This is a genomic window from Streptomyces sp. NBC_01525, from assembly GCF_045040405.1.
Lineage (GTDB): Bacteria > Actinomycetota > Actinomycetes > Streptomycetales > Streptomycetaceae > Streptomyces > Streptomyces benahoarensis.
This window is the reverse complement of record NZ_CP109397.1, coordinates 430,077-455,369: the sequence shown is the minus strand read 5'-3', so window position 1 is coordinate 455,369 and position 25,293 is coordinate 430,077. Positions and strand designations below refer to the sequence as shown.

At 69.1% G+C, this 25,293-nt stretch carries 26 protein-coding genes and 3 pseudogenes; 11 read left to right on the top strand and 18 right to left on the bottom strand.

Features of this window, described 5'->3' with window-relative positions:
* Positions 1–29 precede the first annotated feature (29 nt).
* The gene (bla, locus tag OG422_RS02100) at positions 30–953 is read right to left on the bottom strand and encodes a class A beta-lactamase (protein ID WP_405739001.1); all 924 of its coding nucleotides are present in this window, start codon (positions 951–953) and stop codon (positions 30–32) included.
* Positions 954–1,111: 158 nt separating this feature from the next.
* Here bla and OG422_RS02095 point away from each other — a divergent pair, with 158 nt between their 5' ends.
* Entirely contained in the window at positions 1,112–2,005 is an 894-nt protein-coding gene (locus OG422_RS02095; RefSeq protein WP_143941545.1) for a LysR family transcriptional regulator, read from the top strand.
* Positions 2,006–2,193: 188 nt separating this feature from the next.
* Complete coding sequence (locus OG422_RS02090) at positions 2,194–3,096, top strand: serine hydrolase (RefSeq protein ID WP_405738998.1); 903 nt, start codon at positions 2,194–2,196, stop codon at positions 3,094–3,096.
* A gap of 52 nt (positions 3,097–3,148) precedes the next feature.
* On the opposite strand, the gene OG422_RS02085 is transcribed toward OG422_RS02090, so the two are convergent.
* Positions 3,149–4,090, bottom strand: a complete 942-nt coding sequence (locus OG422_RS02085) for an LLM class F420-dependent oxidoreductase (RefSeq protein WP_405738995.1) — start codon at positions 4,088–4,090, stop codon at positions 3,149–3,151.
* Positions 4,091–4,444: 354 nt separating this feature from the next.
* On the opposite strand from OG422_RS02085, the gene OG422_RS02080 reads away from it, so the two are divergent.
* The 3 genes from OG422_RS02080 to OG422_RS02070 all read left to right on the top strand — a co-directional run bounded on the left by OG422_RS02080 (position 4,445) and on the right by OG422_RS02070 (position 6,052).
* On the top strand, positions 4,445–5,140 hold the full coding sequence (locus tag OG422_RS02080; RefSeq protein ID WP_405738992.1) for a DUF4232 domain-containing protein: 696 nt from the start codon (positions 4,445–4,447) through the stop codon (positions 5,138–5,140).
* 181 nt (positions 5,141–5,321) lie between these two features.
* Positions 5,322–5,693: a peptidase inhibitor family I36 protein gene (locus tag OG422_RS02075; protein WP_405738989.1), complete on the top strand. Its 372-nt coding sequence runs from the start codon at positions 5,322–5,324 to the stop codon at positions 5,691–5,693.
* Positions 5,694–5,845: 152 nt separating this feature from the next.
* Positions 5,846–6,052, top strand: coding sequence for a hypothetical protein (locus OG422_RS02070; RefSeq protein WP_405748078.1), 207 nt, complete (start codon positions 5,846–5,848; stop codon positions 6,050–6,052).
* Between the two features lie 513 nt (positions 6,053–6,565).
* Here the strand turns inward: OG422_RS02070 and OG422_RS02065 are convergent.
* Positions 6,566–7,168, bottom strand: a complete 603-nt coding sequence (locus tag OG422_RS02065) for a TetR/AcrR family transcriptional regulator (protein ID WP_405738987.1) — start codon at positions 7,166–7,168, stop codon at positions 6,566–6,568.
* Positions 7,169–7,254: 86 nt separating this feature from the next.
* Between OG422_RS02065 and OG422_RS02060 the strand changes: the two genes are divergently transcribed.
* Positions 7,255–8,742 carry a carboxylesterase/lipase family protein gene (locus OG422_RS02060; protein WP_405738984.1) on the top strand — a complete coding sequence of 496 codons (1,488 nt, stop codon included), beginning with the start codon at positions 7,255–7,257 and terminating at the stop codon, positions 8,740–8,742.
* Positions 8,743–9,122: 380 nt separating this feature from the next.
* Positions 9,123–10,031, top strand: coding sequence for a hypothetical protein (locus OG422_RS02055; RefSeq protein WP_405738981.1), 909 nt, complete (start codon positions 9,123–9,125; stop codon positions 10,029–10,031).
* A gap of 1,009 nt (positions 10,032–11,040) precedes the next feature.
* Here the strand turns inward: OG422_RS02055 and OG422_RS02050 are convergent.
* Positions 11,041–11,340, bottom strand: coding sequence for an ATP-binding domain-containing protein (locus OG422_RS02050; protein WP_405747604.1), 300 nt, complete (start codon positions 11,338–11,340; stop codon positions 11,041–11,043).
* A 193-nt stretch (positions 11,341–11,533) separates the two neighbouring features.
* Between OG422_RS02050 and OG422_RS02045 the strand changes: the two are divergent.
* From OG422_RS02045 to OG422_RS02035, 3 genes and pseudogenes are all read left to right on the top strand, one after another.
* A pseudogene (locus tag OG422_RS02045) lies at positions 11,534–11,698 on the top strand (ferredoxin); the annotation flags it as partial.
* Between the two features lie 60 nt (positions 11,699–11,758).
* Positions 11,759–13,021, top strand: a pseudogene (locus OG422_RS02040) (NAD(P)/FAD-dependent oxidoreductase); the annotation flags it as partial.
* 48 nt (positions 13,022–13,069) lie between these two features.
* Positions 13,070–13,684: a cytochrome P450 gene (locus OG422_RS02035; protein WP_405747602.1), complete on the top strand. Its 615-nt coding sequence runs from the start codon at positions 13,070–13,072 to the stop codon at positions 13,682–13,684.
* 118 nt (positions 13,685–13,802) lie between these two features.
* Here OG422_RS02035 and OG422_RS02030 read toward each other — a convergent pair whose 3' ends face one another.
* The gene (locus tag OG422_RS02030; protein ID WP_405738978.1) at positions 13,803–14,051 is read right to left on the bottom strand and encodes a hypothetical protein; all 249 of its coding nucleotides are present in this window, start codon (positions 14,049–14,051) and stop codon (positions 13,803–13,805) included.
* Positions 13,967–14,179: a hypothetical protein gene (locus tag OG422_RS02025; protein WP_405747600.1), complete on the bottom strand. Its 213-nt coding sequence runs from the start codon at positions 14,177–14,179 to the stop codon at positions 13,967–13,969. The genes OG422_RS02030 and OG422_RS02025 overlap by 85 nt, the downstream gene beginning before the upstream one ends.
* A 230-nt stretch (positions 14,180–14,409) precedes the next feature.
* Here OG422_RS02025 and OG422_RS02020 point away from each other — a divergent pair, with 230 nt between their 5' ends.
* A complete protein-coding gene (locus OG422_RS02020) occupies positions 14,410–14,751 on the top strand; it encodes a hypothetical protein (protein ID WP_405738975.1) in 342 nt (113 codons plus the stop codon).
* Between the two features lie 166 nt (positions 14,752–14,917).
* On the opposite strand, the gene OG422_RS02015 is transcribed toward OG422_RS02020, so the two are convergent.
* From OG422_RS02015 to OG422_RS01960, 12 genes and pseudogenes are all read right to left on the bottom strand, one after another.
* Entirely contained in the window at positions 14,918–15,055 is a 138-nt protein-coding gene (locus tag OG422_RS02015) for a hypothetical protein (RefSeq protein ID WP_405738973.1), read from the bottom strand.
* The gene (locus tag OG422_RS02010; protein ID WP_405738970.1) at positions 15,027–16,592 is read right to left on the bottom strand and encodes a carbamoyltransferase C-terminal domain-containing protein; all 1,566 of its coding nucleotides are present in this window, start codon (positions 16,590–16,592) and stop codon (positions 15,027–15,029) included. Before OG422_RS02010 ends, OG422_RS02015 begins: the two co-directional genes overlap by 29 nt.
* Positions 16,593–16,641: 49 nt before the next feature.
* The gene (gene hisN, locus OG422_RS02005) at positions 16,642–17,448 is read right to left on the bottom strand and encodes a histidinol-phosphatase (protein ID WP_405738967.1); all 807 of its coding nucleotides are present in this window, start codon (positions 17,446–17,448) and stop codon (positions 16,642–16,644) included.
* An 80-nt stretch (positions 17,449–17,528) separates the two neighbouring features.
* Positions 17,529–18,218 carry a methyltransferase gene (locus tag OG422_RS02000; RefSeq protein ID WP_405738964.1) on the bottom strand — a complete coding sequence of 230 codons (690 nt, stop codon included), beginning with the start codon at positions 18,216–18,218 and terminating at the stop codon, positions 17,529–17,531.
* Between the two features lie 26 nt (positions 18,219–18,244).
* Complete coding sequence (locus OG422_RS01995) at positions 18,245–19,534, bottom strand: DegT/DnrJ/EryC1/StrS family aminotransferase (RefSeq protein WP_405738961.1); 1,290 nt, start codon at positions 19,532–19,534, stop codon at positions 18,245–18,247.
* 167 nt (positions 19,535–19,701) lie between these two features.
* Entirely contained in the window at positions 19,702–20,724 is a 1,023-nt protein-coding gene (locus OG422_RS01990; RefSeq protein WP_405738958.1) for a Gfo/Idh/MocA family protein, read from the bottom strand.
* A 93-nt stretch (positions 20,725–20,817) separates the two neighbouring features.
* Positions 20,818–21,291 carry an NUDIX hydrolase gene (locus OG422_RS01985; protein WP_405738955.1) on the bottom strand — a complete coding sequence of 158 codons (474 nt, stop codon included), beginning with the start codon at positions 21,289–21,291 and terminating at the stop codon, positions 20,818–20,820.
* A 1,112-nt stretch (positions 21,292–22,403) separates the two neighbouring features.
* Positions 22,404–23,246, bottom strand: a complete 843-nt coding sequence (locus OG422_RS01980) for an SAM-dependent methyltransferase (RefSeq protein WP_405738952.1) — start codon at positions 23,244–23,246, stop codon at positions 22,404–22,406.
* A gap of 27 nt (positions 23,247–23,273) precedes the next feature.
* The gene (locus OG422_RS01975; RefSeq protein ID WP_405738949.1) at positions 23,274–23,417 is read right to left on the bottom strand and encodes a hypothetical protein; all 144 of its coding nucleotides are present in this window, start codon (positions 23,415–23,417) and stop codon (positions 23,274–23,276) included.
* Positions 23,418–23,509: 92 nt separating this feature from the next.
* A pseudogene (locus tag OG422_RS01970) lies at positions 23,510–23,710 on the bottom strand (AarF/UbiB family protein); the annotation flags it as partial.
* A 172-nt stretch (positions 23,711–23,882) separates the two neighbouring features.
* Positions 23,883–24,959: an amidohydrolase family protein gene (locus tag OG422_RS01965; protein WP_405738946.1), complete on the bottom strand. Its 1,077-nt coding sequence runs from the start codon at positions 24,957–24,959 to the stop codon at positions 23,883–23,885.
* Positions 24,869–25,213, bottom strand: a complete 345-nt coding sequence (locus OG422_RS01960; RefSeq protein ID WP_405738943.1) for a hypothetical protein — start codon at positions 25,211–25,213, stop codon at positions 24,869–24,871. The genes OG422_RS01965 and OG422_RS01960 overlap by 91 nt, the downstream gene beginning before the upstream one ends.
* Between the last annotated feature and the right edge of the window lie 80 nt (positions 25,214–25,293).

Genomic DNA, 25,293 nt, shown 5'->3' with positions numbered 1-25,293 from the left:
GCCCGGCGTCACCTGCCCGCCGCGTCCGGCTACTTCAACGTGCGGGCGACCACCGATGCTGCTTCGGCGATGAGTTTGTCGTCGGGGGTGGCGTCCTCCGCGCCGTGGCTCGACAGGATCGACACGACGATCGGGGAGGAGTGTGCGGGCCACAGGACGGCGATGTCGTTGCGGGTTCCGTAGTTGCTGCCCATGCCGGTCTTGTCGCCGACCACCCAGCTCTTGGGCACACCGGCCCGGATGAGGGTGTCGCCCGTGGTGTTGGTCCGCAGCCAGGTGGTGAGCTGTGTGCGCTCCGCCGGGCGCAGCACCTTGCCGAGGACGTAGGCGCGCAGATCCTTGGTCAGGGCCCGGGGTGTGGTCGTGTCACGGGTGGACTTCGGATCCCAGGTGCTGAGCAGCGGTTCGGGGCGTTCCATCCGCGTCACCTGGTCGCCCAGCTTCTTCAGCGCCGCGTTGAGGCCCTTGGGGCCGCCGAGCTTGTCGAACAGCAGGTTCGCGGCGGTGTTGTCGCTGTAGCGGACGGCGGCGTCGCACAGTGCCTGCAGCGTCATCCCGGCCCCGACGTGCTTCTCCGTCACGGGGGAGTTGGGGACCAGATCGTCCTGCGAGTACCTGACCACCTCGTTCATCCCGCTCAGCGTGCGCTGCTTCAGGACCTCCCCGGCGGCCAGTGCCTTGAACGTCGAGTTGAACGGGAAGCGTTCGCCGTCACGGTAGGCGACCTCACGGCCGGTGCCGGTGTCGATGGCGTAGACGCCCAGCCGAGCGGAGAACTTCTGCTCCAGTTGCCGCAGGTCGTGGGCGAACGGCCGGGTGTGGGACGGTGCGACCCTCGCGGACGGCGCCGATGCCTCCGCCTCGGCGCTGCCGGTGCCGCAGGCGACGAGCGGGATGAGGAGAAGCGTGGCGAGCGCGCCGCGAACGGCATCCCGGGCACGGAACGGTTGCATGGTCTGACCTCCTGGCGCCTTGCGGGCAGGGCGCATCGGGGACGGGCAGGCCCGTCCCGGTGGGTGATCGGGATTGCACGACCACTGTTGCCCCCGCCCGTCATGCGGTCCAATACGCCGACGCGCGGTTCCATGCCGATCTGGCATAGAGTCCCGGCGTGGATCTCGTGGGGGCGTGCAGTGCGTTTGTCAGCGTCAGCGAGCGCGGCAGTTTCACCGTGGGGGCGGCCGCCGCGCGGATGTCCCAGTCGGTGGCGAGCCGCCGGGTGGCCGCGTTGGAGGAGCACTTCGGGGAGAAGCTGTTCGAGCGCACCGCGCGGCGGGCCGTGCTGACCGCGTTCGGCCGCGAATTGCTCCCCGTTGCCCGGCAACTCGTCCAGGCCGCCGATGTGTTGCTGCACGAGGCGGAGGCCGCGCGCCGTCGGCCGTGGCGGCTCGCGGTGCCCGCCATCTGCCCGACCGCCGACCGGGCCCGCCTCGTCGCCGAGGCGCGCGGGCACGGCGTCACCCTCGACCTGCGTCCCGAGGCCCCGGCACGGCGGCAGGAACTCCTCCACGCCCACCAGGTGCGTGCCGGAGTGCTCGCCGTGCCGCCGGACGGCGCGACCTGGACGGTGCCGCTCGGCCTCGCCGCCGCCGACGATTCCGGCCCGCGCCGCGTCCACCTCGAAACACTGCGGGTCGGCCGCGCCGCCACCGGCCCGGCCCGGTGCGTCTGGATCCAGCCGGAGGACGACGTACCGCACATCCGCGATCCGCTCACCCGGCTGCGGGACGCGGTGGGGCTGCGCCCCGCCCAGCTCGTCACCGCAGCGGATCTGACGACGGCGGCAGCGGAGGTTTTGACCAGCCGTGACCTGCTGCTCTGCTCCCCGGCGCAGGCCGCGGAGCTGGCACTGCACTGGCGGCCGCTCGGCGGGATCACGCTCGCCCGCGGCTACGCGCTCGCCGCCGCAGAGGGCAGCGGCCGACACATGGAGGCACGCCTGGGCGACGCCCTCGCCCGCTGCCTCGGCGCCGACCGTGCCACCGGCACCGGGACGGACTCATGAGGGCCGGGACCGCAAACGGCCGCGGAGCCCGGACCGTTCGGACGCGCCCCTCGAACCGTCCCGCGCAGACCGGTACCTGACCATCTCCTCGGCGGGCCGTCCGACGCCGCCCCGTCCACCGCAACACCGCCCGGCCCCCACCGACCGGAACGCCCCGCCGTCCCCGCCCCTACCGCCCGGAGCCGCCCATGAGTACCGAAGCGTTGCTGCGCGAACTGCGGCGCGACCTGCACGACGGCGGCCTCCATGGCTGTCTCCTCGTCCGTGATCTGCACACGGGCGAGGAGCTGGGGATCGAGCCGGACGCTCAACTGCCCGTGGCCTCCCTGGTCAAGGTGCCGCTGGCGCTGGCGACGGTCGAGCGCATCCGGCGGGGCGAACTCAACGGCGCGACGATGCTGGACGTGGCGCCGGGCCGGATCACCACGCCTGGCCCCACCGGGCTGAGCCGCTTCCGGCACCCCGTACGGATCGCCCTCGACGATCTGCTCTACCTGAGTACGTGCGTGAGCGACGGGACGGCCGCCGACGCGTTGTTCGGCCTGACCCCGCCCGCCCGGGTCGCCGCGATCCTCCAGGAGTTCGGCCTCGTCGGCATCACCGTCCGGCACGGGATGCGGGAGCTGTCCGAGACGCCGGAGGAGCGGTTCGACGCCGGGCAGGCCCATCTGGCGCACTCCCTCGCCATCGACGCGGGCACCAGCGGCCGCGGCCACCGCGTGCCGCAGCTCGACACCACCCGCGCCAACACCGGCAGCGCCCGCGCCTACGCCGACCTGCTCCAGGCGCTGTGGACGCCCTCGGCGATCCCACCGGATGTCGCCGCGCGCGTACGGGAGCTGATGAGCCACCATCTGCTCCGCCACCGCCTCGCCCCGGACTTCAGCTCCGACGCCACCACCTGGTCCTCCAAGACCGGTACGTTGCTCAACCTCCGGCACGAGGCGGGCGTGGTCGAGCACGCCGACGGCCAGATGTTCGCGGTCGCCGTCCTCACCGAGTCGCTGGTCCCGGCGAGCGCCCAGCCGGGGGCCGAGGCCCTCATGGGCCAGGTGGCGCGTCGGCTCCGCGACCATCTGCGGCAGTTCTGAGCCCGCGGAAGCGGCCCGGTGGCGCCCGGCCCGGCGTACGCTCCGACGCAGGTCAGCCGCTGGTGACCGGCCCGCCCGCCAGTTCGCCGAGGAGTTGCCAGGTGCGGCGGCGGTCGGCGTCACCGGCGCTTTCCGTACCGGCGAACACCACCTCCGTGGCGCCTGCGTCGTGGTAGCGCCGTACCTCCTCCGCGACCGTGCGCTCGTCACCTATCACTGCGACATCGGCGGCCCGGCGGCCGCCCGAGAGCCCGATGACACGGGCGTACGAGGGGAACTGCTCGTAGAACGCGAGCTTCTCGGTGATCTTCGCGCGGACGGCGTCGACATCGTCGGTCACGACGCCGTGCACCAGCGCCACGATCCGCGGTGCGGGGCGCCCGGCCGCCTCCGCCGCGGCGGTCACCGCCGGAACGATGTGCTCCGCCAGGGCCCGGGGCCCGGCCAGATAGGGCAGGACGCCGTCCGCCAGTTCGCCGCTGACCCGCAATGCCTGCGGCCCCATCGCCGCGACCAGCAGCGGCACGCCCGCCTCGGCGCCTGGCACCCGCGCCGGTATCGGGGTCGTCGCGGTCAGCAACTCGCCGTGGAAGTCGGCCCCGCCGGTCTCGGTGAGCGCGCGGAGGGCGGTGAGGAATTCCCGCAGCCGGGCGACGGGCCGTTCGAAGGGAATGCCGAAGCCGCCCTCGGTCAGCAGCTTGGTGCCGAGGGCGAGGCCGAGGTGGTACCGGCCGTGGGTGGCCGCCTGCGCGGTCTGCGCCTGGCTGGAGACGGGCAGGGGGTGGCGCCCGAAGATGGGGATCGCGGACGTCCCCACCTGGAGCCCGGGCACCTCGCGGCCGACGATCGCCGCGAGCTGGGGAGAGTCGGCGCCGAAGGTCTGGCCGAACCACGCGGACCGCAGGCCCGCGGCGGCGGCCTCGGCGGCGAGCCGTACGGACGCGTCGATCTGATGGGTGTGGCCGCTTGCATCGAGAGCTACTCCGAGGGTCATGTGCCGGTGAACGTACGGGAGTTGAACGTCATTCCGCAGCGTATGGCAGGGGTGTGACAGTTCCGTTTCGTCGCGGAGGGCGGGCGGCCTGCCGGGACGAAACGGACGGCCCTCGTCCGGCCGCAGGTGCGGGCCCCGCCCAGGCCATGTTCCGGCCCCGGCGTGGCGGAACGCACGGCCCCGCGGCCCACCGCCGACACGTTCCGCCGATGCGCCACGCACCCCCTCTGAACTGCACGGATCGACACCAGCAAAGCATCAGCAGCACGTCAGCGGAACGCCAGAGCGCGCCCTCAAGCTGGTGTCGATCAGGTGCCCGCACCTGGCGTGAAGACCATGAAAACGGGAGTCCACATGCGTACCGCCATCCGTCGCCCTGCCGTCCTCGCGGCGGCCGCCGTCGCCACCCTCAGCCTCACCCTCACCGCCTGCGGTGGCGATGGCGACGGTACGAAGGACAAGGGAGACGCCGCCTCCGCCCCTGCCACGCAGGACGCCGCCCATGCGGACAAGGCGGACGCCGCCGACTCCCGGACCTCGGACGCCGACTCGCATGCCCCGGCCGCCCAGACCGAGGCCAAGAAGTCGACGGAGGCCGGGAAGACGACCGGCGGCAAGGCTCCCGCCTGCACCTTCGAGGATGTGAAGATCACCGCCGAGAAGCAGGACGGCGTGCCCACCACGCACCTCACGCTGACCGCCACCAACACCTCGGGCCACGCCTGCACGCTGCTCCAGTACCCGCTGATCGCCTTCGGGGACATTCACACCGCCAAGGACGTCCCGGCCGTGGCCAAGAGCAAGCCGGGCACCCCCGTCGTCCTGAACGCCGGGGCCCCCGCCTACGCGGCCGTGCGCATCAACAACGGCGGCGCCCACGAGGACAACCGCGCGGTCACCTCCTTCAACGTCAACCTCTTCGCGCCCGACGGTCCCGCTGAGGGCTCCAAGGTCGTCAAGGCGCCCAAGGGCGGCATCGCCGTCGACGACGCGGTCGCGAAGACCGGTTACTGGACGACGGAACTCCGCAACGGCGCCGACGAGTTCTGACCTGTCGCTCCCGGCCCCGCGCCACCCGTGGAAGGCCCCGGCTCCGGTCGGGGCCTTTCCGCACGGCGGAGCCCGGCGCGCCCGCGCGTCGTCCCGCTCTCCGTCCGAGCCCCTGCACGCCCCGCGGAGCCCACCCGGGGCCGGAATTCGGCTCCCCGCAGGCCCCTCGCTCCGTGCTCACATGGGCGGAAAGGCGGAATTCACCACGGACGGGACGAGGGATACCGCGAAGACACGCCTCTCGGCGCTGGCCTGCGCCACGCTCATGACCCTGCTGCCGCTCACCGCGCCCACCGCCGCACACGCGGCCACCAAGTGCCCGAAGAACGACATCTGCAGCTGGTCCCAGCCGAACCTCAAAGGCAAGAGGTACAAGCAGAACACCGCCGGAGACCACGGCTGTTTCCCCATCAGTGGCCGGCCGGTCTCCCACCAGAGCAGGTTCAGGGCGACCTTCTACAGCGATATGGGCTGCTACGGATCGACCTTCAAGCTCAAGCCGGGCACGTACTCGGCCAAGACTCCCTGGAAGGTCGTCAGCGTCAGCTACTGACGCCCCGTGCACCACAGGCCCGCGGCGACGAGCCCTTACCGCATTCCGCGGCCAGGTCCGGCGAGGCGGTCATGGCGACCGCGCGGCCCCTCCGTATGTGCCCGGCTTCACACCTTCGATGTTCAGGGGAGAAGGCCGTATAGCCTGGGGAAATGCTGACCGAAGTCATCGCGACCCGCTACGTCACGCCCTTGCGTGAAGGCGGGGCGCTGCCGGGGATCGTCGAAGCCGACGGCCTTGGCACGTATGTCATGTCTGGTGCTGGGCGGTACGTGGTTCTTGGGCAAAGAGGTTGTGCTCGGCGCGCTGCGACGGGGGTGGGACGTTACGGCGTCCACTCGCGGGCGTTCTGCGCCTGACGTGCCCGGTACGGCCCCGGTTCATGGGGACCGGACGTCGTCGGCGGGTCTTCAGCGCGTTGTCAGGCACGGTCCGTGGGACGCCGTGATCGACACCTCCGGCTCTGACCTGCCGCCGTACTCCTAGCGACCCGCACGCTGGGAAATGCTGCAGCCCGGTGGGTACACGTTTCCACGGTCTCTGTGTACGGAGGATGGCCACAGGCTCCTCTGACCGAGGACTCCCCGCGACTGGTGCGCCCGCCTGACGCCGATGAGACATTCGGGTACACCGGGGCCGATGGGGCGCCAACGGAGTACGGCTTCCAAAAGGCCGGAGGCGAACGCGCCGTCACGGCGTCCTGTGGCGCCGCCAGACCACAGCTCCGGGGCGTGGGCGCCCCTCGCGGGGCGCGTCCACTCCTACCGGAAGCACACCTCCGTTGGCGACCTGCGGGCGTGTGGGGTAGTCAGCCGTGGTTGGCGTTCTTGGGCCGTCCGTACCGGAGCGTGACCGTCGGCGATCGGGCGCGGTCAGGTCTTGTTGGCGAACAGTTGGTTGAGGTGTTGGTGGACGGCGGTCAGGGCTTCTTGGGGCTCGATCACGCCCAGTTCGATGAGCGGGGTCAAGCCGGTGAGTGTCAGGAGCAGGTTGGTCTCTGTCGCCGGATCGCGGTCGGGGCTGATGTGGCCATCGGTGATTGCCTGGCGGACGATCTGCTTGATGAGGTCGCGGCCGTGAGTCAACCCGTCGCGTGCGCGTGTGTGGATGTTCGCGTTATGGAGTGCCTCCAGGACGCAGGCGGCGCTCATCCGGCTCGTCGCGCGTGCGTCGGGATGGAGAGGGAGCATCTCCGTAAGCATCACTCGGAGCATGTCACGGGGGTGTGGTGGGTTGCCGAGTTCTCTGACGCCTTCGGCGACGCGCAGTGATGTCTGTTCGGACGCGAAGTCCATGGCGAAGGCCAACATCTCTTCTCGAGTGGCGAAGTAGTGCTGCACCGCGCCGTGGGAGATGCCCGCTTCCTGGGCTACTTCGCGGACGCTCGCGTGCGCGATGCCGCGTTGTTCCGCTACGCGCCACAGTGCTCGGGCGATCGTCTCGCGGCGTTCGCGGTGATCCACCTGCTTGGGCATCGTTGACCTCCCCTGTTTCCATACAGTTGACATATTACAGTTGACCGGTAAAAGCTGGGAGTCCGTTCGTGGAGGAAGGGCATGGCATGTCCGGACAACCCAGAGCACGGACCGCGGAGGGCCTCGTCGAAGGGCACCGGCGGGGAGAGCATGCGGTGTTCCGTGGCATCCCCTATGCGCAGCCGCCGGTCGGGCCGCTGTGCTTCCAGGCGCCTGCCCCGGTCGAGGGGTGGGACGGGACGAGGCAGGCGACCGAGTTCGGCCCTGTGGTTCCGCAGGTGGGGCCGACAGCCGAGAGTTCAGTCGGGAACGACTGGCTCACGCTCAACGTCAGCAGCCCGGCCCTGGGGACGGCCGGGCTGCCCGTGCTGGTGTGGATCCACGGTGGTGCCTACATCGCGGGGGCCTCCAGCGATCCGATGTACGACCCTGCGGCCCTGACCAGCGCGGGCCTGGTCGTGGTGAGCATCAACTACCGGGTGGCAGCCGAGGGTTTCGCTCTTGTCGAGGGCGCCCCGGCCAATCGCGGGTTTCTCGACCAGATCGCGGCCTTGGAATGGGTACAGCGCAACATCGCCGCTTTCGGCGGAGACCCTGACCAGGTCACGGTGGCGGGACAGTCCGCCGGGGCGGGGTCGATCGCGGCCCTGCTGACGATGAAGCGGGCGCGCGGGTTGTTCCGCAGGGCCATCGTGCACTCGGTGCCGGGATCGCTGTGCACCCGCGCGCTGGCGGAAGAAGTCGCCGCCGCGCTTGCGGGCCGGGTCGGTGCGATATCTGACGCTGAAGCCCTGTCCGGCATAGACCCCTTGCGCCTGGCCGGTGAGCTCACCGCCCTTGGTGCCGACCTTCCCGGCCACCGCGAGAGTTGGGGGCGGCTCTCGCAGATCGGTGTCGCCGTGTGCCCGGTCCTCGACGGCGTGGTGCTCACCGAATCGCCCTGGAGGGCGTTGGCCGGCGGCCGTACGGGCGGAATCGAGCTCCTCGTCGGCCACACCCGCGATGAATTCCGGCTGTTCAGCGTCATGATGGGACGTCTGGGCACCTTCACCGAGGACGAGGCCCACACGGCCCTGGATCTGTTCGCCCCGGCACCAGGCGGCGCCGACGCCTACCGTGCCACCTACCCACAGGCCACCCCTGAAGAACTGCTTGAACTGGTGTACTCCGATGCCCTCTTTCGGATGCCCTCACTGCAGCTGGCCCAGGCGAACCAAGCGGCTGGAGGCACGTCGTTTCTCTTCGAGCTGCAACTGGCGGCTCCGGCGTCCGGCGGAGTCCTGGGCGCCTGCCACAGCCTCGACGTTCCCCTGGCGTTCGGCACGTTGGACAGCCCCGCCGGCCGGTACTTCTTCGGCGACCGGCCAACGCCGGAGGTCTCGGCAGTATCCTGGGAACTGCAGCGGGGATGGGTCCGCTTCGCCACGGCCGGCGACCCCGGGTGGCCCGCCCACCGGCCCGCGCGGCAGCTGACTCGCGTCCTGGACATCGAGTCGAAGACCTTGCCCTACCCGGAAGAGGCGTCTCGCCAGATCTGGGAGCGACACGACCCGGCCCCCTTTGACCTCACGTAGACGAGGATCCAGTCTGCCTGGGTCTTCCCCACCAGCGGGGCATAGATTGCCCATCATGGCCCCGGTGCCCTAGGCCGTTTCGTTCGGATCATCTGATCCGAACGAAACTGCCTAGCCCACTCCCCACCTGAACGGTGCGAGCATGAGCAATATCGGCAAGCCGTAAATGAAGGTATCAAAGCCCAAATGGCATCCCATTCAAGGTCATTCCGCGGCTCCCGCACGTGCCTGGGCACCGATCGCGTCTCGGATTACGGGCCGCCGATTGCGCGCTGACCCCTCGCCCGTACGATGCCGGAACTTCGTCCCGCCCGTATCTCCTCGGGAAGGCCATCGCGGAAATGCCCGTATTCAGACGCCGCAAAGGCAGTCACCCCCGCTTGCTACCCGAACTCGACGACACCGCCCTGGGGCAGGTCCGGCGGCGCGTCGAGTCGTGCTGGGACCGCGGTTCCCTCGACACGCCTGTCATGGCCTTGATGGCGGACGTCCTGGACGACGCCGGTGAGGACTGGGACCGCAAGGCGCACCGCCTGAGGGTGCTCGCGGGATCCGCGGGGCGGGCGCTGCCCGGCATCTGGCGGGAACGCAACCCGGGCAACCAGTCCGCTGTGCTGCTGCATGCCTGGTCGGATCTGTTCCAGGCCGGGCAGGAGGGTTCCACGATCGACCTCGATGCGACCCGGGAGTCCTGCCGGCTCGCCGCCGAACTGCTGCCCGCCGACCCCACGCCCTGGACGGTGTACCTGGCGACGCTGCGCCTGGAGCGCCGCCCGTCCACCGAACCGTCGGCGGTCTGGCGCGAGATCAAGGCCCGTGACCCGTGGAACCGGGAGGCCCACCTCCAGGCCCTGGGGTATCTCTCGCCCGACGAGTGCGGCTCCAGCGGCCAGGTGCTGGACCTGCTCGACAGCATCCGCGTCATGCCGCCGAACGCCCCCGCGGCCGGCTTGGAGCTCACCGCGCTCGTCCGCAACCACCAGCGCGCCATGGCTTCCGGAGGGGTGACCGCCCTCGGTGCCGGGGAGTTCTGGCGCCGCCATGACGCCGTCGCCATGCTCGACCGCGCGGCCCACTACTGGCCGAGCCCCGGATTCCTCCACCACGCGGAGGCGCTCGCCGATCTGAACCTGCTGGCCTACGCGCTGATCAAGGCCTCGCGGCCGAGCGATGCCGCGACCGTGCTGCGCGCCACCGGCGGCGTGGCGACGCCCTGGCCGTGGAACGCGGAGGGCGAACCTCTGGCGGGCTTCTCGCGCCACTACGCCCGCGCCCGCGAGACCGTCTGACGCGCGGCCACCTCCCCGCCGTGCAGGCAGCGCAGGTGGCGGTGGAGCGGCCCCGGCTGTGCATCCGCGGGTTGTGTTTCCGCGGCGCCCCACTACAGCCGGCTCGCTCCGACCTCATCCCCTTGCATTCAGACATGCAATTCATACCCGGAACGAGTGGAACAGCCGACTCATTCCGATGGCTCCCGAACACCCCGATCTCTCCCCGGGGATGCCTTCCACGGAAGAGCGTTGGGAGGCCTCCATGCGTGACAGCGTCAGCACCGGCCGCGGCCGCATGCTGTTGGTCCTGGCACTGTTGACCTTGCTGTTCACGGCGCTGACCAGCGCCTACTCCGATGCGGTGCCGCCCGCGGCCGCGAATTGCTCCGCCGCCGAAACGTCCGCCGCCACTGGCCCGGCGGACCAGACTTGCGCCCCAAGGCCGACGTGTTGGAACAGGCGGAGGACGACACGCGCCACCCCGGCAACGGCTTCCGGCGGCTGTGCCACGCCACGGTCTGCCATCTGCGGCCGCAAGCTCCTACGGGGCCGAGCGGCAAGGCGGTGCGGGAAACGCCTGTGATGGTGTCCGCGGCCGGCGCCGGCGGTCGGCGGGAGAACGAGGTCCAAACCGGTCGCCCGTCGCGGCAGCTTCTTCCGCGGCTCCGGCCAGTAACCCGTCAGACAGGCACTAGACATCCAGCACCTCAAGCCTGACGCAGCGTCAGTAAAGTCAGTACCGAGTCAGCTTTAGCCCTGCCGGAACGGGCTTCACCCTGCCGAACCTGCACATGCCGAAAGAGGCATCGCCAACCACGAAGCGCGGGATCCGGGACTGCCCGATGCTCTCCCGCTGCCCGCGCCACCGTGATCTGCATGACCTCGGCGACGCCGAGGTCCCGGTAGTCGATCAACGGCCGTGTTCTCAGGGGTCCGGCCACGGTTGACCGACTGCGGATGGAGTATCGCGGCGGCTGGGCCCACGAGTACGAGGCCCAGCCGGCACACGTCGGCGCCCCTGGACCTCTTACACCGCGAGACTGAGGTGATGTGCCCTGGTGAGCGCGACGTAGAGCGCGCGGTGGGCCTCGTCGGTGGGGTCGAGACCTCTCCGGAGCGCGGCCGCGTCGGCCTCCTTCAGCCTCACCCCGACCCGGTCCCACTCCCGCCCCTTCGCCTGGTGGCAGGTCATGCCGGGGACCAGCCCCTCGCGGGCGTCCTCCAGCCTCGTCCGCAAATTCGCGAGGGCGGCCCGGGTGTCCGTCTCTGGCCCTCCGACGGCTCGACGGGCGTCATGGTGACCATTGTGGCTGCCAAGGCGGTCCAGATTCCGGCGAGTTTGCCCTGGCCCGCCAGGCGCTCAAGGGCGCTACGCAGATGCGGACGCAGCTCCGCAAGAGTGTCGCTGGCCGACCCGCGGCAGGATGCGGCCCTCACCGTGCTGTGCTCCACTGAGAGAGCAGACGCGACGTGGGGTGTGACGAAACGGCCGATCCGCATGGTGCGGAAGGGGCGTCCACATGAAGATCGTCGTTGATCTCACGCGGTGCCAGGGATACGCACAGTGCGCCTTCGCCGCGCCGGATGTGTTCACCATACGGGGGGATGAGGCGCTGCTGTACGACCCCGATCCGGACGACGCGCAGCGGGAGAAGATCGCGCGGGCGGCGGCGGCCTGCCCGGTCCAGGCCATCTTCCTCGAACGGGAGGACGCCCGGAATCGGCAGTCCGGGCCCGAGCCGCAGGTGGCCGCCCAAAGCGCGGAGGAGGCGTTCAGGCGCACCGGACGTATTGTCATTGTCGGGGCGTCCCTGGCTGGGCTGCGGGCGGGGTGGACGCTGCGCCGGGAGGGCTTCACCGGCTCGCTGACCGTGATCGGGGACGAGCCTCAACCCCCTTACGACCGGCCGCCGTTGTCCAAGCAGGTCCTCATGGGCCAGGCTGATGCGGGGCGGACCGCGCTTCCCCGCCGCGACGAGATCGGCGTGCACTGGCGGCTGGGAGTCGCGGCCAGAGGTCTTGACCTGGGCGGCAAGCAGGTGGTTCTGGCTGACGGCGAGAAGGTGGGATTCGACCGGTTGCTCATCGCCACCGGGGTGCGGGCCCGCCCGTGGCCGAACGAGGCAGAGGCCGGGCTCGACGGGCTGTTCGTGCTGCGCACCCCGGACGACGCGGACGGGCTGCGGCGAAGGCTGAATGCCGGTCCGGGCCGGGTGCTGGTCATCGGTGGCGGGTTCACCGGCTGTGAGGTCGCCTCCGCCTGCCGTGAGCTGGGTGTGCCGGTGACGGTCGCCGAGCGGGGGCTGACCCCGCTGGTTGGGGCGCTGGGCGCGGTGATCGGCGGTGTCGCGGCGCAGATGCAGCGTGACCACGGGGTCGACTTGCGGTGCGGTGTTCAGGTCGAGGCATTGGAGGGGGATGGGAACGGGCGGCTACGGCGGGCCCGGCTGTCCGAGGGGAGCGTCCTGGATGTCGATGTGGCGGTGGCCGCGCTCGGCAGTATCCGCAACGTCGAATGGCTGGAAGGCTCGGGGCTGGCGGCAGGTGACTGGGGGGCGGCGTGCGATGCGGGGTGCCGCGCTGTCGACGTCAACGGCGTCGTTTCCGACGATGTGTTCGTCGCCGGCGACGTGGCCCGCTGCCCCCACCCCGTCTACGACTACCAGTATCTGGCCCTTGAGCACTGGGGCAACGCGGTCGCCCAGGCGGAGATCGCCGCACACAACATGGTCAGTGCCCAGAGCGAGCGGTGGCCGCACCTGGCGCTACCGGAGTTCTGGTCGACCCAGTTCGGTGTCGAGATCAAGTCCGTGGGCGTGCCGACCTATGCCGACCAGGTCGTCATCGCCCAGGGATCGGTGGCTCAGCGCCGGTTCGTCGCTGCCTACGGCTACCGCGGGCGCATCACCGCGGCGGTCACCTTCAACCAGTCCAAGTGGCTGGAGTTCTATAAGGGGTTGATCGACCGGGCGGCGCCGTTCCCGCCCTCCTCCCGCGCCGTCGACCAGTACTTCGCCCAGCTCCTCGACACCCGCCACGGCCAACGGGGCGACGACCTGCTCTCCGGACTCCTCAGCGGCGACGGCGACGAGGTGCCGATGTCACCCGAAGAGATACTGAGCAACGCGGCCCTGCTGCTCGTCGCCGGCCACGAGACGACCGTCAACCTCATCACCAACGGCATGCTCACCCTCCTGCGGCACCCCGATGTGCTCGACCGGCTACGCGGCGGCGACGAACCCGATCTTGCTGCCCAGGTGGTCGAGGAACTCCTGCGCTACGAACCACCGGTGCAGTTTCTGTCCAACAACCGGAACACCCTCGATGACATCGAGGTCGCCGGCACCACCATCCCCAAGGGCTCACCCGTCACCCTCGTACTGGCCACCGGCAGCCGCGACCCGGACTTCGTCCCGGACCCCGACCGCTTCGACCCCGATCGAGAGCACAACGAGCACCTCGGCTTCGGCGGCGGCATCCACTACTGCTTCGGAGCCCCGTTGGCCCGTCCCGAGACGCAGATCGCCCTCACTGAGCTCGCACGCCGGCTGAAGAACCCCCGACTCGTCGCCGACCCACCGCCCTACCGCGGGAGTCCGAGCCTGCGCGGCCCCCGCCACCTCCTCGTCGAGATCGACGGCGTCAACCCCGCGCAACACCGGCCCCCGTGAGCAGGCAGCTCGCAAGGGTCACTCGCACACCTGGGAGGACGTCGAGGCCAAGGTCTGCGACGTCATCGTCACCGGCATGGTCGCGTTGACCCGCATGAACCCCGAGGCCGCGACCGTCTCAGCCTTGCAGCGGCGGGTAGTCGGTGTAGCCAGCGACGTCCGGGCCGTAGATGAGGTCCGGCTTCGGTTCGGCGAGCGGTGCGCGGGAGGCGAACCGAGCCGGCAGGTCCGGGTTGGCGATGAACGCCTGTCCGTAGGCGACGAGATCCACCAGGTCATCGGCTAGAAGTGCGTTGCCCCGGTGCTGATCGATCCCGACGTGCGCGATGATGGTGCCCTGATAGAGCTTCCGGAAGTGCCGGAACACCTCGTCGCCGGCCAGAGGGACTCGCCGACGGCTTCGATGATCTCGAAGAGGAACCGGGCGCGGTTCTCGATCGGGCCGCCGGAGTCGTCCGTGCGCACATTGGTGCGGGGGTTCAGGAACTGGCTGATCAGGTAGTTGAAGCCTGCCTGTAGCTGAACGCCGTCGAACGGGAGCTGGCACGAAACGGATGAAGCTCGGCCCCGGGTTCGGCCTCCCGGGCTGCCGACCGGCCCTGATTGCTGTCAGGTACGGCTGCCAGTAGCTCCGCAGGCCCCTCGCGTACTCGTCGATGATCGCGGGGCCGTTCCACCGGTTGCGTCACCTCGCCGCAGGGTCGACAGAAGCAACCCTTCCGGGTGTGCGGCGGATGTGGGTGCTCGACCACAACGAGATCTCCGCCCTGGTCCACCCGCGTCACCGCGACGAGCGCAACGAACTCACCCTGCGCCACTTACCCATCGCCGGCGACCTCCTCGACCTGCGGGCCCTGCCCGCTCTCCGCGCCTACACCCTGGCCGGACCCCCACGGCCCCCGCTGCTGACCGCCGCCCAGACCCGTGCGGTCCGCCACCCGTACGGGGATCCGAGCCTTGTCCCCGGACCCCGCCTCGACGCCGACGAACACCACCTCGTCAACGCGTTCATCAAGGAGAGCGGCCTGATCTTCCGCGACGGCCGCTGGCCGGCCGTTGAACCATGAACCACGACCGACGGCAGGCCCGCAAGGCTGTCCGCGTGCGCTGCCCCGGGCGGGCTTCGGCCCGGAGCAGCGTCACTCCCACCCATTTCCTCTTCCTGCGTAAGGACAGGGCGGGGGAGCCCTCGGCCGTCGTGGCCGGCGGTTGGCCGATCACGACGACGTGCGCTCAGTCTGTGCTGCTCTCCATCTGCTCCAGTTCGAGCCGCCAGCCCTTGCCGAAGCTGTAGGCGCCATCGATGGTCGCCCGGAAGTTGACCGATTCGGCGGTGGGTGCATTATCGCCGCGGGGTAATGAAGGTGCCATTGACGGCATATCCATCCAGCCCGTGGAGTTCGCCGTACGCCATCAGGTCGCTGGTGCGGTTGATGAACCCGCGTCCCGAATGGTTGAGCGAGGTGTTGCAGAGGACGCTGAATCCGGTCAATTCGCCGAAGGAGGTCAGCAGTTCGGCTATTTCCGGGTTCGCCGTCGGGTCGACGGTCTGGGTACGAGCCGTTCCGTCGACGTGCGTCACTGCCCGCAGTTCGCTGGACTCGACCTCGCTGAAGTACAGCATGTAGGGATCGGGGACCCCTCCACTGAACCAGCGGCCCGCGTCCTGCTCCAGACAGATCGGGGCGATGGGGCGGTATCCCTCGCGCTGCTTGATCTTGTTGAGCCTGCCCGTCGTCTCCTCGGTGAAAGGAGCGGCGAGGATCGACCGGTTCCCGAGGGCGCGGGGTCCGATTTCCCAGCGGCCCCGCGCCCAGCCGATGATGTTCCCGTCGCGGAGGTAGCGGGCGACCTCGTCGTAGCGCAGCGGGCGGATTTCGTAGCGCTGCGGGTCGAATTCCATGTCCTCGACGAATTCGCCACCCGCGTAGACGTCCCAGTCCAGTCCGGCCGACCCGGTGTAGAAGTGCTGGGCGTCGATGGCGGTCCCGATCGCGGAGCCGCTGTCGTTGGGGCACGGTGGGACGAAGACCGCGGGGAAGAGCCCGCACTCGCGCCAACGGCGATTCCACTCGCAGTTGAGTCCGCAGCCTCCGGAGATGAGCAGCGGGAGGCCCTCCGTCAAATGCTCCCGGGCGTATGCGTAGAACCGGTCGAAGACGGCGTTCGACAGGCGGGCGGCGAGGTTCTTGTACGCGTCCGTTTCCACGCCGATGTTGTAGTAAGGGGAATCGGTCATCCGGTCCTTCAGGCTGCCGGTGATGACCTCCCTCTGGCCGAGTACGAAGTCGATGACTTCCTGTTCCGCCGGGGTCGCCGATCGGTTCTCGGCAAATCCGGCCAGTGCCATCTGCTTGCCTGCGTCCTGGAAACGGACGAATTCCTCGTGTGAGCTGTACTTGGGGTCGGCGAGCGCGAAGCCGTAGGAGTACTTGTTGCCCGGGTAGTTGAGCACCTCCTGGAGATGGGTCACCTTCCCGTGCTCGTCGATGCGGTAGAACGAGCCGATGTTCCCCTCCCACACCAGGCTGTAGAAGGGCTGGTCCCTACGGAATGCCGACATTCCGTAGGACGTCATGATGTGGGAGCGCTCGTGCGTGGAGGAGAAGACGCGCACGCTCTTCCCGAAGAACCGGCCGGCCTCGTCCGAAATCGCGGATTCGCCCACACCGAAGTACCCGGCACGCGAGGGCTGGTCGGTGGCCTGGGTCCCCTTGATCCAGCCGCTCACGGCGACGACGTCCGGCTGTTTGCCCAGCCGGTCCGCCGCTACGGCGAACACCTCGGCGGTCAGAGTGCTGTAGCGGACGAACGAGTCCTTCTCCGCCTCCAGGGAGAAGAGCAGCTTCCCGTCCTCGACGGCCGCAATTGCCCCGTCATGGCCTTCCTTGAGGGAAAGAATCAGCATGATGGTCCGTTTCTCTGCGAATTTCCGACCTGACAGTTTGACGCCGGGATCAGACGGCGCCGGAATCGGCTGCCGCCGAGAGAACTTTCAGGGCGAGCTGGTGCAACTGCGGGTTGGCGGACAGGGCGCCGGTGCCGTTCTGGGGCGAGGTGCCCAGGAGATCGGTGCAGACACCGCCGGCTTCCGCCACGAGGATCTGTACGGCGGCGATGTCCCAGGGGTTCACGACCGGTTCGGCCGCGATGTCGAGGGTTCCTTCGGCAACCATGCAGTGTTGGAGGAAGTCTCCGAAGGCACGGTCTTCCCAGCACTCTTCGGCCAGGTGTAGGTATGCCTCACGTGAGTGGAAGGTGTCCCAGGTACGTGTGCTGGTGGTGGACAGGTAGGCGTTGGCGAGACTGGTGTTGCCGGAGACCCGCAGGGGCAGGGGGGCGCTGCCGGCCGACCCACGCCGCAGCCAGGCGCCCTGTTCGGCCGCCGCCCACCAACGGCTGTGCAGGGCGGGGGCGCTGATCACCCCGACGGTGGGCCGGCCGTCCTCCAGCAGGGCGATCAGCGTGGCCCAGACGGGTACCCCGCGCAGGAAGTTCTTGGTGCCGTCGATGGGGTCGACCATCCAGGTGCGCCCGGCTGTGACGGAGCCGCCGGTCTCCTCCCCGGCGAAGGCGTCGTCGGGGCGGGCGGATTTCAGTGCCTCGCGTACGGCCGTCTCGACGGCGGTGTCCGCGTCGGTCACGGGCGTACGGTCCGGCTTCTCCCGGATCCTCAGGTCGAGGGCCTGGAAGCGATGGCTGGTGATGCGGTCGGCGATATCGCCGAGTTGCAGGGCCAGTTCGAGATCGTCCTGTCGTGACATGGGGCGCCTCACTGCACACCTCGTGGGTTTCGGGGGGCTCGGCCCATGGCGATCCGGGCGGAGCGCCACGGGCCGCCGGACTACTTCGCGTGCAGTTCGAGCATGTGGTACTCCATGACCCGGACCTCCTCGATCCGGCGCACGCGGCGCAGCAGTTCGACCCGCATGCCAGCTTCCTCCGCGATGGCATCGAGCCGTTCGCGGTCCCCGAGGTCCGCCGTGCCCAGCAGCAGCCTTCCGCCGTCGGCCAGGTGCTCATGGGCGCCGGCGATGTACCGGGCCTGGCCCTGGTAGCCCGGATCGAAGACGGCGGAGTGCAGATCGGTGGAGAGCGAGAAGCCGTCCTCCACATAGGTCCAGGGCACGTTCCAGAAGATGGTGTCGAAGCGGTCCGTGGGCTCCAGCGCCGTGTACATGTCGCTGTGGAGGACGCGCACCCGGTCGCTCACACCATGCCGCTCGGCGTTGGCGGCCGTGTTGGCCACCGCCTTTTCGTTGATGTCCAGCGCGGTGACGGATGTGCAGCCGTTGAGTGCGGCGGTCACGGAGATGACGCCCGTGCCGCAGCCGACCTCCAGGAACGAGCCGCCCAATGGGTAGGGCACGATCGAGGCCAGCACCTCGGTGGCGGCGCTCAGGGTGCTGGGGAACACGCCTCGGTGCAGGCTCCATTCCCGCCCCAGCAGGGTGAAGGAGTCCGGCAGGTCGTCACCCACGAGGGCGTGCTGGAGGACCTGGGCCACGGCCTCGGGGGACTCCTTGACAGTCATCGTCTCTGCGTCTCCGGTGGTATGGGTCATCGGTTCGGGCCGGACGCGTACCGCACGAGCGCCTCGCGGTGACGACCGATCTTGCGGAAGGCCTCGGCGTACTGGTCGATGAGCGTCTTGTCCTCGGGCCAGTTGGTGAAGGTGGGCAGGGACAGCGCGTGCTTCTCGACATGTTCTGCGTGCGAGCCGCTCTCCGGTGCGATGCCCTTCTTCGACGTGCCGGGGAAGAGGGGGTTCTCCTGGCGGGCGTAGAGCGGCAGGGTCGCCAGCCGGGGGCCGGAGGGGGCGCCCACCTCCATGCCTTCGGCGCGCAGCGCCTCGATGAGGACGGAGCGGGGGACGCCGCTCAGTGCCTCGGGCCGGTAGAGCGGTTTGTAGCCGTACCAGGCGCCCATGTCGACGTGGTCGGCAACGTGTACCGGCTCCAGAAAGGCCACGTCGCCGAGTTGCCTGCCGAGGTGGCGCAGACAGCGGTGCCGGGCCTCCTTGCGTGCCGGGAACGCTGCGAGCGCGTGCCGGGCGACGATGGCGTTGAACGGCGACATGCGCAGCTTGAGCCCGAACCCGGTGACCCAGTGCGCACGCAGGTCCTCGTCGAGGACGGCGTCCCGGGAGCGGTCCCGGTAGTGCCCGAGGAGAGTGGCGCGATCGTGCACCTGGGGGTCGCTCGTGACGAGGATGCCGCCCTCGCCCGCGTAGACGGCCTTGTTGGCCTGGAGGGAGAAGACCGCGGCGTCGCCGAAGGTGCCGACGGGCTTGCCCTTGTAGCGGCTGCCATGGGCGTGGGAGCAGTCCTCCAGAACGCGCAGCCCGTGTCGCTCGGCGATCCGCAGGATCGCATCCATGTCGCAGGGGTGGCCCCACTGGTGGACGACTGTGATGACCTTGGTGTGCTCCGTGAGCGCGGCTTGAAGTGCTGTGGGCTCCAGACCGCGGGTGTCGGGGTCGATGTCGGCCAGGACCACGTCACCGCGGAGCGCGAAGACGGGACTCAGCGCCGCATGGTAGGTGAGCGCCGGTCCCACGACGTCCACGCCTTCACGCACACCGAGTGCGAAGTAGGCGGCGAGGAGGGCGCTGGTACCGGAGTTGAAGGTGACCGCGAAGCGGGCTCCACCGTTCAGGAAGGCGAGGAAGTCGGCCTCAAGTCGGCCGATGGGACCGCCGTTGCCCTTGATGGAGATGTCGGTGTTCCGCTGTGCGGCCAGTTCGGACAGCTCCGCCTCGTCGGCGGGGGGCGGCCAGACCTCGTGCGGCAGCGGCTGTTCGATGGCAGGTGCGCCTCCGAGGAGGGCGAGTTGCTCGGCGGTGCTCATGTGTCCTTCCTGTTTTCGCGGTTGGGCCCGGGCCCGACGCGCCGGGCCCGGGCGGTGCGGATTCGGCTCATGCTCATCGCTGAGTGATACGGGCGCCGAGGCGCAGGTTGAGTTCCTCGCGGGCCCCCGACGGCACGTGCCTCTCCGGGGGCCTTGGAAGGGTGGGGTCAGGCGCACCGGTCGGCGAACTCGTTCTGCTCGCGCAACCGATCCCGGTAGATCCCGTCGATCGTGCGTACGGAGAGGAGTTGACGCTGGAGGTGGTCCTGCCGGTAGTAGCGGTCGTCCAGATGGCTCAGATGGTGGGCGATCATGGAACGCACGGCGTCGATCTTGGGACCTTCCCAGGTGTAGCTCTCCAACGGCAGCCCTCCGATGGAATGCAGGACGGCGACCCCGGGGGCGACGTTCAACGCGCCCTCCGTACCGAGCACGCAGAGGTGTTCGACCTTCTCGTAGTTATGGCGTGAGATGCGCAGCGAGCCCGTCAGTCCCGTTGAGGGATAGCTGCACATGAGGCTGACGAGATCCTCCAGTCGACGATCCCGCATCTCCTGGTAGTGGTGCACGAAGGCGGAGTGCACCCGGGGGAGTTCGAGCCCGGGGAACATTCCGCTGAGCACATCGATGAGGTGGTAGCCCATGTCGAGGAGCACACCGCCCCTCGCCTGCTCCCTGGCGGCGCGCCAACCCGTGGTCATATGAGCCAAGTTGAAGTGGTAGTCGTAGGAAAACCAGTAGGGCTCCCCGATCCGCGCGAGGTTCTCCTGGGCGAACTGGAAGACGGGGTTGAAGTTCCGTTGCAGCAGCGTGAAGACGCTGCGGTCAGCCCGTTGCGCCAGGTGTATCAGTTGCCGGGCTTCCTGCTCGGTGACGGCGAACGGCTTTTCCTTGATGACGTGCCTGCCGTGTGCCAGGAGTTTCGTACAGACCGGGAAGTGCTCACTGTGTGGCACGGTGACCACAGCGGCGTCGAATTCGACCTTGTCGAGTGCCTCACCGAGGACGTCGTAATGCGGGAAACCCCATTCGTCGGCGAGTGATGAGGCCGCCGGGGCGGGGTCGACGCCGCCGACGACATCTGCATTCTCCCGCACGATCGGCAGATACTCCTTTCCTTGATGTCCAGCAAATCCGACCACCAGTACTCGCGGTCGCGGACGCACGTTCTTCAACCTGTCACTGGACATGCGGAATATCCCCCTCGCAGAAGATCTGAGGATGACGCGGGCAGCCAGGAAAGGATCGTGGAGATCCCGATCGGACCCTTGGTCGCAGGGGATTCAGGGGACTCTTCGGCTCTTCCCGGAAGCATCGGCGAGCCAGGCGTGTGCTGCGGTCACCACGTCCTTGATAAAGGTGCTTCCGCTTGGCTGTGTGTTCTCGTCGAGCAGCGAGACTTCCGCGGCCGTGATCCAGGCGAACTCGGTGTGCTTGTCCCGTTCGAGTTCGGGCGAGGAGAGGTCCCCGTCCACCTCGACGACGTAGTCCGACTCGACATGCCGTAGTCCGTCCGCCGCCCACTCCTCGTGTGCCACCCGGGCAAGAACGCGGCGCAGCCGCCACCCGGTCTCCTCCGCGATCTCCCTGCGGAGCGCGTCCAAGAGGGACTCCCCTTCCTCCACTGCTCCGCCGACGACGTCCCAGCACCCGGGGAAGAGGCGCCGGTCGGCCGAGCGGCGCTGGACGAAGATCCGGTCGTACGGGTCGCGGATCAGCGCGCCCACCACAAGTCGGGGTGCGTTCGGCTCGGTCACGTCAGCCGTTCACCGGGCTCAGGGGATCGCACGGTCGACGAATCCGCGGAAGCGGCCGGCGAGGGCTGCTGGAGGAACTGAGGGAGGAATGAGGTCCCAGCTGCACCTGCAGCCACACGCCTTCTTCCGCGGAACAAGCTGACCATTCTTCCCTCGTTTCACCTGCACGTAAGAGATTTCGCGTGCGCCATGCGTCGGGTAAAATAGAAAAGGAGTACGGTCCGAAGGAAAATTCAAGCAGTCCGAATTGTCGCCGAATCGTGTTTGTTGCCGGGCCTGATTTTCCGCCCTGAATAATACCTGGAGCCCCGTGCTGCGCATGGGTTCACGCAAGGCTTCGGACGCCTCAACTTCTTCTTGACACGGCATCAAGTAATATGCTGAAGGTATGATCCGGTAGGTGCCGCACATTCATTCGGGCGTAGGCGCTCCGGCAGTCTGCACCGAACCGCAGGCCGCTATCATCTCGGTCTGCCCGCCCGGTGGGTGAGGGGTTTCCTCGTCGCGCTTCGCCTAAGCGATCATTCTTTCTTGCCACCGTTGGCCGTTTCGCGGTGGAATATGTTGGCGAGATTTGCCAATCGTCGAGGCCCGGTGGCGCTGCCCGTCGGCCACATGGACACGCAGGAGACGACGCTCGATGGGCTGGGCCGCCCGGACTGCGACCTCAGCGGCATCCAGAACCTGGTTTGCCGACGCCAGAAGACGTCGCTCCTCGTTGCTCGGTGCGACCTTGCGACAGCTACGGACGAAGAGCGAGACACCCAGCGAGCGCGTGGACCTGATGATGGGGCGCGGCAACACGGGCCCGGTCTAGCCGTGGTTCGGCAAGGACATCCGCCAGGGCATCCCGCTCGCCGCCTTCCACCATTCTGGACGGCTTCCATCTCGACAATGCCGCGCCGACACGGGCCGACTTGCGCGAGGCGACCAGCGCACGTGCGCCTACTCCAGAGCGGCTCGCACGGCACGAGGGCAGGTGCCGACCTCTGACTCACCTGCCGCCGGGCGAGCCGGAGCAGCAGGGTCCTGCCGGGCCGGGGTCGGTCGCTTGCCTGCCGGCGGGGTCCCGTGGTGCCACTCCTGCTTCCCCGGGCGGGCGGGTTCTTCGTTCAGAGGCGGCGGGCGACCAGGAAGACGTAGCCGATTTGTGGGAGCGCACCGAACTGGGGAAGGGAGCGGGTGGAGTTGAAGAACTCGTAATGGGGGTCATCGGCGGAGGGTGCGACATCGTCGAAGGAGTCGGCGAACGCCTGGTAGGTGCGCCGGACGTGCTCTCCGATGTCGTTGAACTCCACCACTTCCAGACCGGCGCGGTCGAGGGCCGTGCGGAGCTCCGCCGGTTCGGGAAACGAGGGGGACTGGAACGCCCGGCACGTCTGGCGGACTGTCTCCGCGGCATCCCCGGTCACCGGCGAGCGGAGCAGCACATCGGTGATGACCAGTGGGCTACCGGGTCGCAGGGTCCGGGCGATCTCGGTGAGGGCGGTGGTCCGGTCGGGGATGTGCATCATGGACTCGATCGCCCAGCCACCGTCGAAGGACGCGGCTTCGAAGGGCAGTGCGCAGGCGTCCGCGTACCGGAAGTCCACCCGGTCGGCGAGCGCGGCGGCGTCCGCCCGGGTTCGGGCGAGGTCGATGTCCTCGTTGCTGACCGAGATTCCTGACACACGCGCACCGGTGGCCCGGGCGATGCGCAGGGCGGGCCGTCCGGTTCCGCAGCCGACGTCCAGCAGGCGCTGGCCGGGTGCGGCGGCCAGCCGCCCCGCCACGAGGTCGGTGAGCCGGTCGGTGGCTTGGTTGAGCGAGCGGTCGTCTGCGGCGCTGTCCCAGTAGCCGACATGGATGTTCCCGTCGACGGCCGCGCCGTCCACGGTCTCGGTGTGCTCGTCATGGAGCCGGCCGACGTCCAGTGACGACGGGACGGTGCGGTGCATGGGCGGGTCGTTGGTCATCGAGATCTCCCGAGCTTGAGGGATGTGTCAGCTGGTGAAGAGGCCCGTCTGCCGCATTTCGCCGAATGAGCGGTCAAAGGCTTCCAGGGCGAACGCGATGTCCCTGTCTGTGTGGACGGCCGAGAGCAGGAAGGAGTGGAGCTCCGGCAGATACACACCGTGCGTCCGCATGAGGGTCTGCACACCTCCGTAGGCGACGCGGAAGCCGGGGACGATCTCGTCGAAGACCAGGGGATGTCGTGTCGCGCACAGAGCGCGCGTTTGACCACCTTCATCGCTACGGGGGAGTCGTCCTTCCGAGGCCCGCGGTGCACCTGGGTTCTGGTAGCGCTCGCCGCGGAGCGGGTGTCGAAGGAGTCGAAGACGTCCGTGAGGCGGCTGCCATAGGCCCTCTCCGGTTGGTGTCTGACGGTGGTGGTGGGAATCGAGCGACGATTGTCCTGGAGGGCGCGTAGTTCGTCCAGGGCGCAGAGTCGGCGTAGTCGCGACCGAACCGTTGCGCACCAGGCTTCGCAACCTGTACCGCGCCCAAGGTGGTCGCTTCGTCATCTGGGAGAAGTGATGGCACGGCGGCCGTCCTGCAGAAGCTGCTCTCTGAGGGGTGGGCACGCAACTTGCGGACTACTGTGCGACCGGTCACACGCGTCGGCAGTCGCGGTGTTGTGCCCCAGTTGCTCCTGCTCCGCCTACGGTAGGGGGTTCCAGGTGCCGTCGAGCGGGGACGCCGGCGGCTGCGGCGATCCGGTCGCGTGATGCGAGCAGGTGGGTCCTGAGCGCCGGCAGGTCGACGTCTACCAGTACGCCGTCGCGCTTGACCACGCGGCCAGCGACGAGGACGGCGTCGACGAGGCCGGGGCGGCCGGCGCTGACGATGGTGCCGGCCGGGTCGGTGACCGGGAAGACGGTCAGGTCGTCAGTGCGCAGCAGGATGATGTCGGCGTCCTTGCCGGGGGTGATGCTGCCGGTGCGGTCGGCGAGTCCGCAGGAGGCGGCGGCGTCGGTGGTGGCGAAGTCCAGCAGGTCGCGGGAGCGCAGGCTGCCGTCCAGGCCGCGCTGTACGGCGAAGGCGGTGCGCATGGTGGAGAACATGTCGCCGCCGACCGAGGGGACGTCGTCGATCGACAGGGTCGGGCGTAGGCCGGCGACGAGTGCGCGGCCGGTCATCGGCGATCCGAAGCCCATCTTCAGCTCGACGTCCGGGCTGATGGAGATCGAGGCGCCGGCGTCGGCGAGCATCCGCAGTTCCTCGTCGCTGATCCCGTTGGCGTGCACGGCCGTGGTGGTTGCCTGCAGCAGGCCGTGCTCGCGCAACGCGGTGATCGTGCCGCTGGCTTCGATGTGCAGGCTGGTGCGCAAGCCGAGTTCGTCCGCCAGCTTCAGCTCCTGAGCGACGGTGTCGACGCTGGTGGCCTCGGGGCCGCGCAGCCCGAGCGCCATGGTGACCAGGCCGTCTTCGGCGATGCCGTAGCGGACGCGGCGGATGTCGTCGTCGACGGGGTCGGGGCTGCCCCATCCAGCGCCGAGGCAGAAGATTGACCGTCCCGGCGTGTCGCGTGGTGCGGCGATGGCGGCGTCTTCGTGCTCGTGCCTCTGCGCGACGTGGTACCAGTCCAGCATCGTGGTCACGCCGGAGTGCAGGGCCTCCAGTCGGCCGAGGAGCGTGCCCGCGTAGACGTCCTCGGGCGGGTAATGGGGTTTGGCCGTGGCGTGCATGGCTGTGGCCCAGGGGGGAAGGTCCAGTCGGCGCCGATGCCGCGGAAAGCGGTCTGCCAGGCGTGGCGGTGGTTGTCGACGAAGCCGGGCATGACGATCCGGTCGCTCGCGTCGATCACTTCGGCGTCCGGCGCGTCGATGCGCTCGGCCACCGCGGTGACGACGCCGTCTTCGATCAGTACGTCACCGCGGTCGAGGTCGCCGACTGCCGGGTCCATGCTGACCACGGTGCCGCCGGAAAGCAGGATCTTCATGGGCGGCTCCTTCACTTCGGGGTGGTTCACGGGCAGGTTGCAGTGGGGGTGGGCAGGCAGTGGCGTGGGCGCTGCCTCGC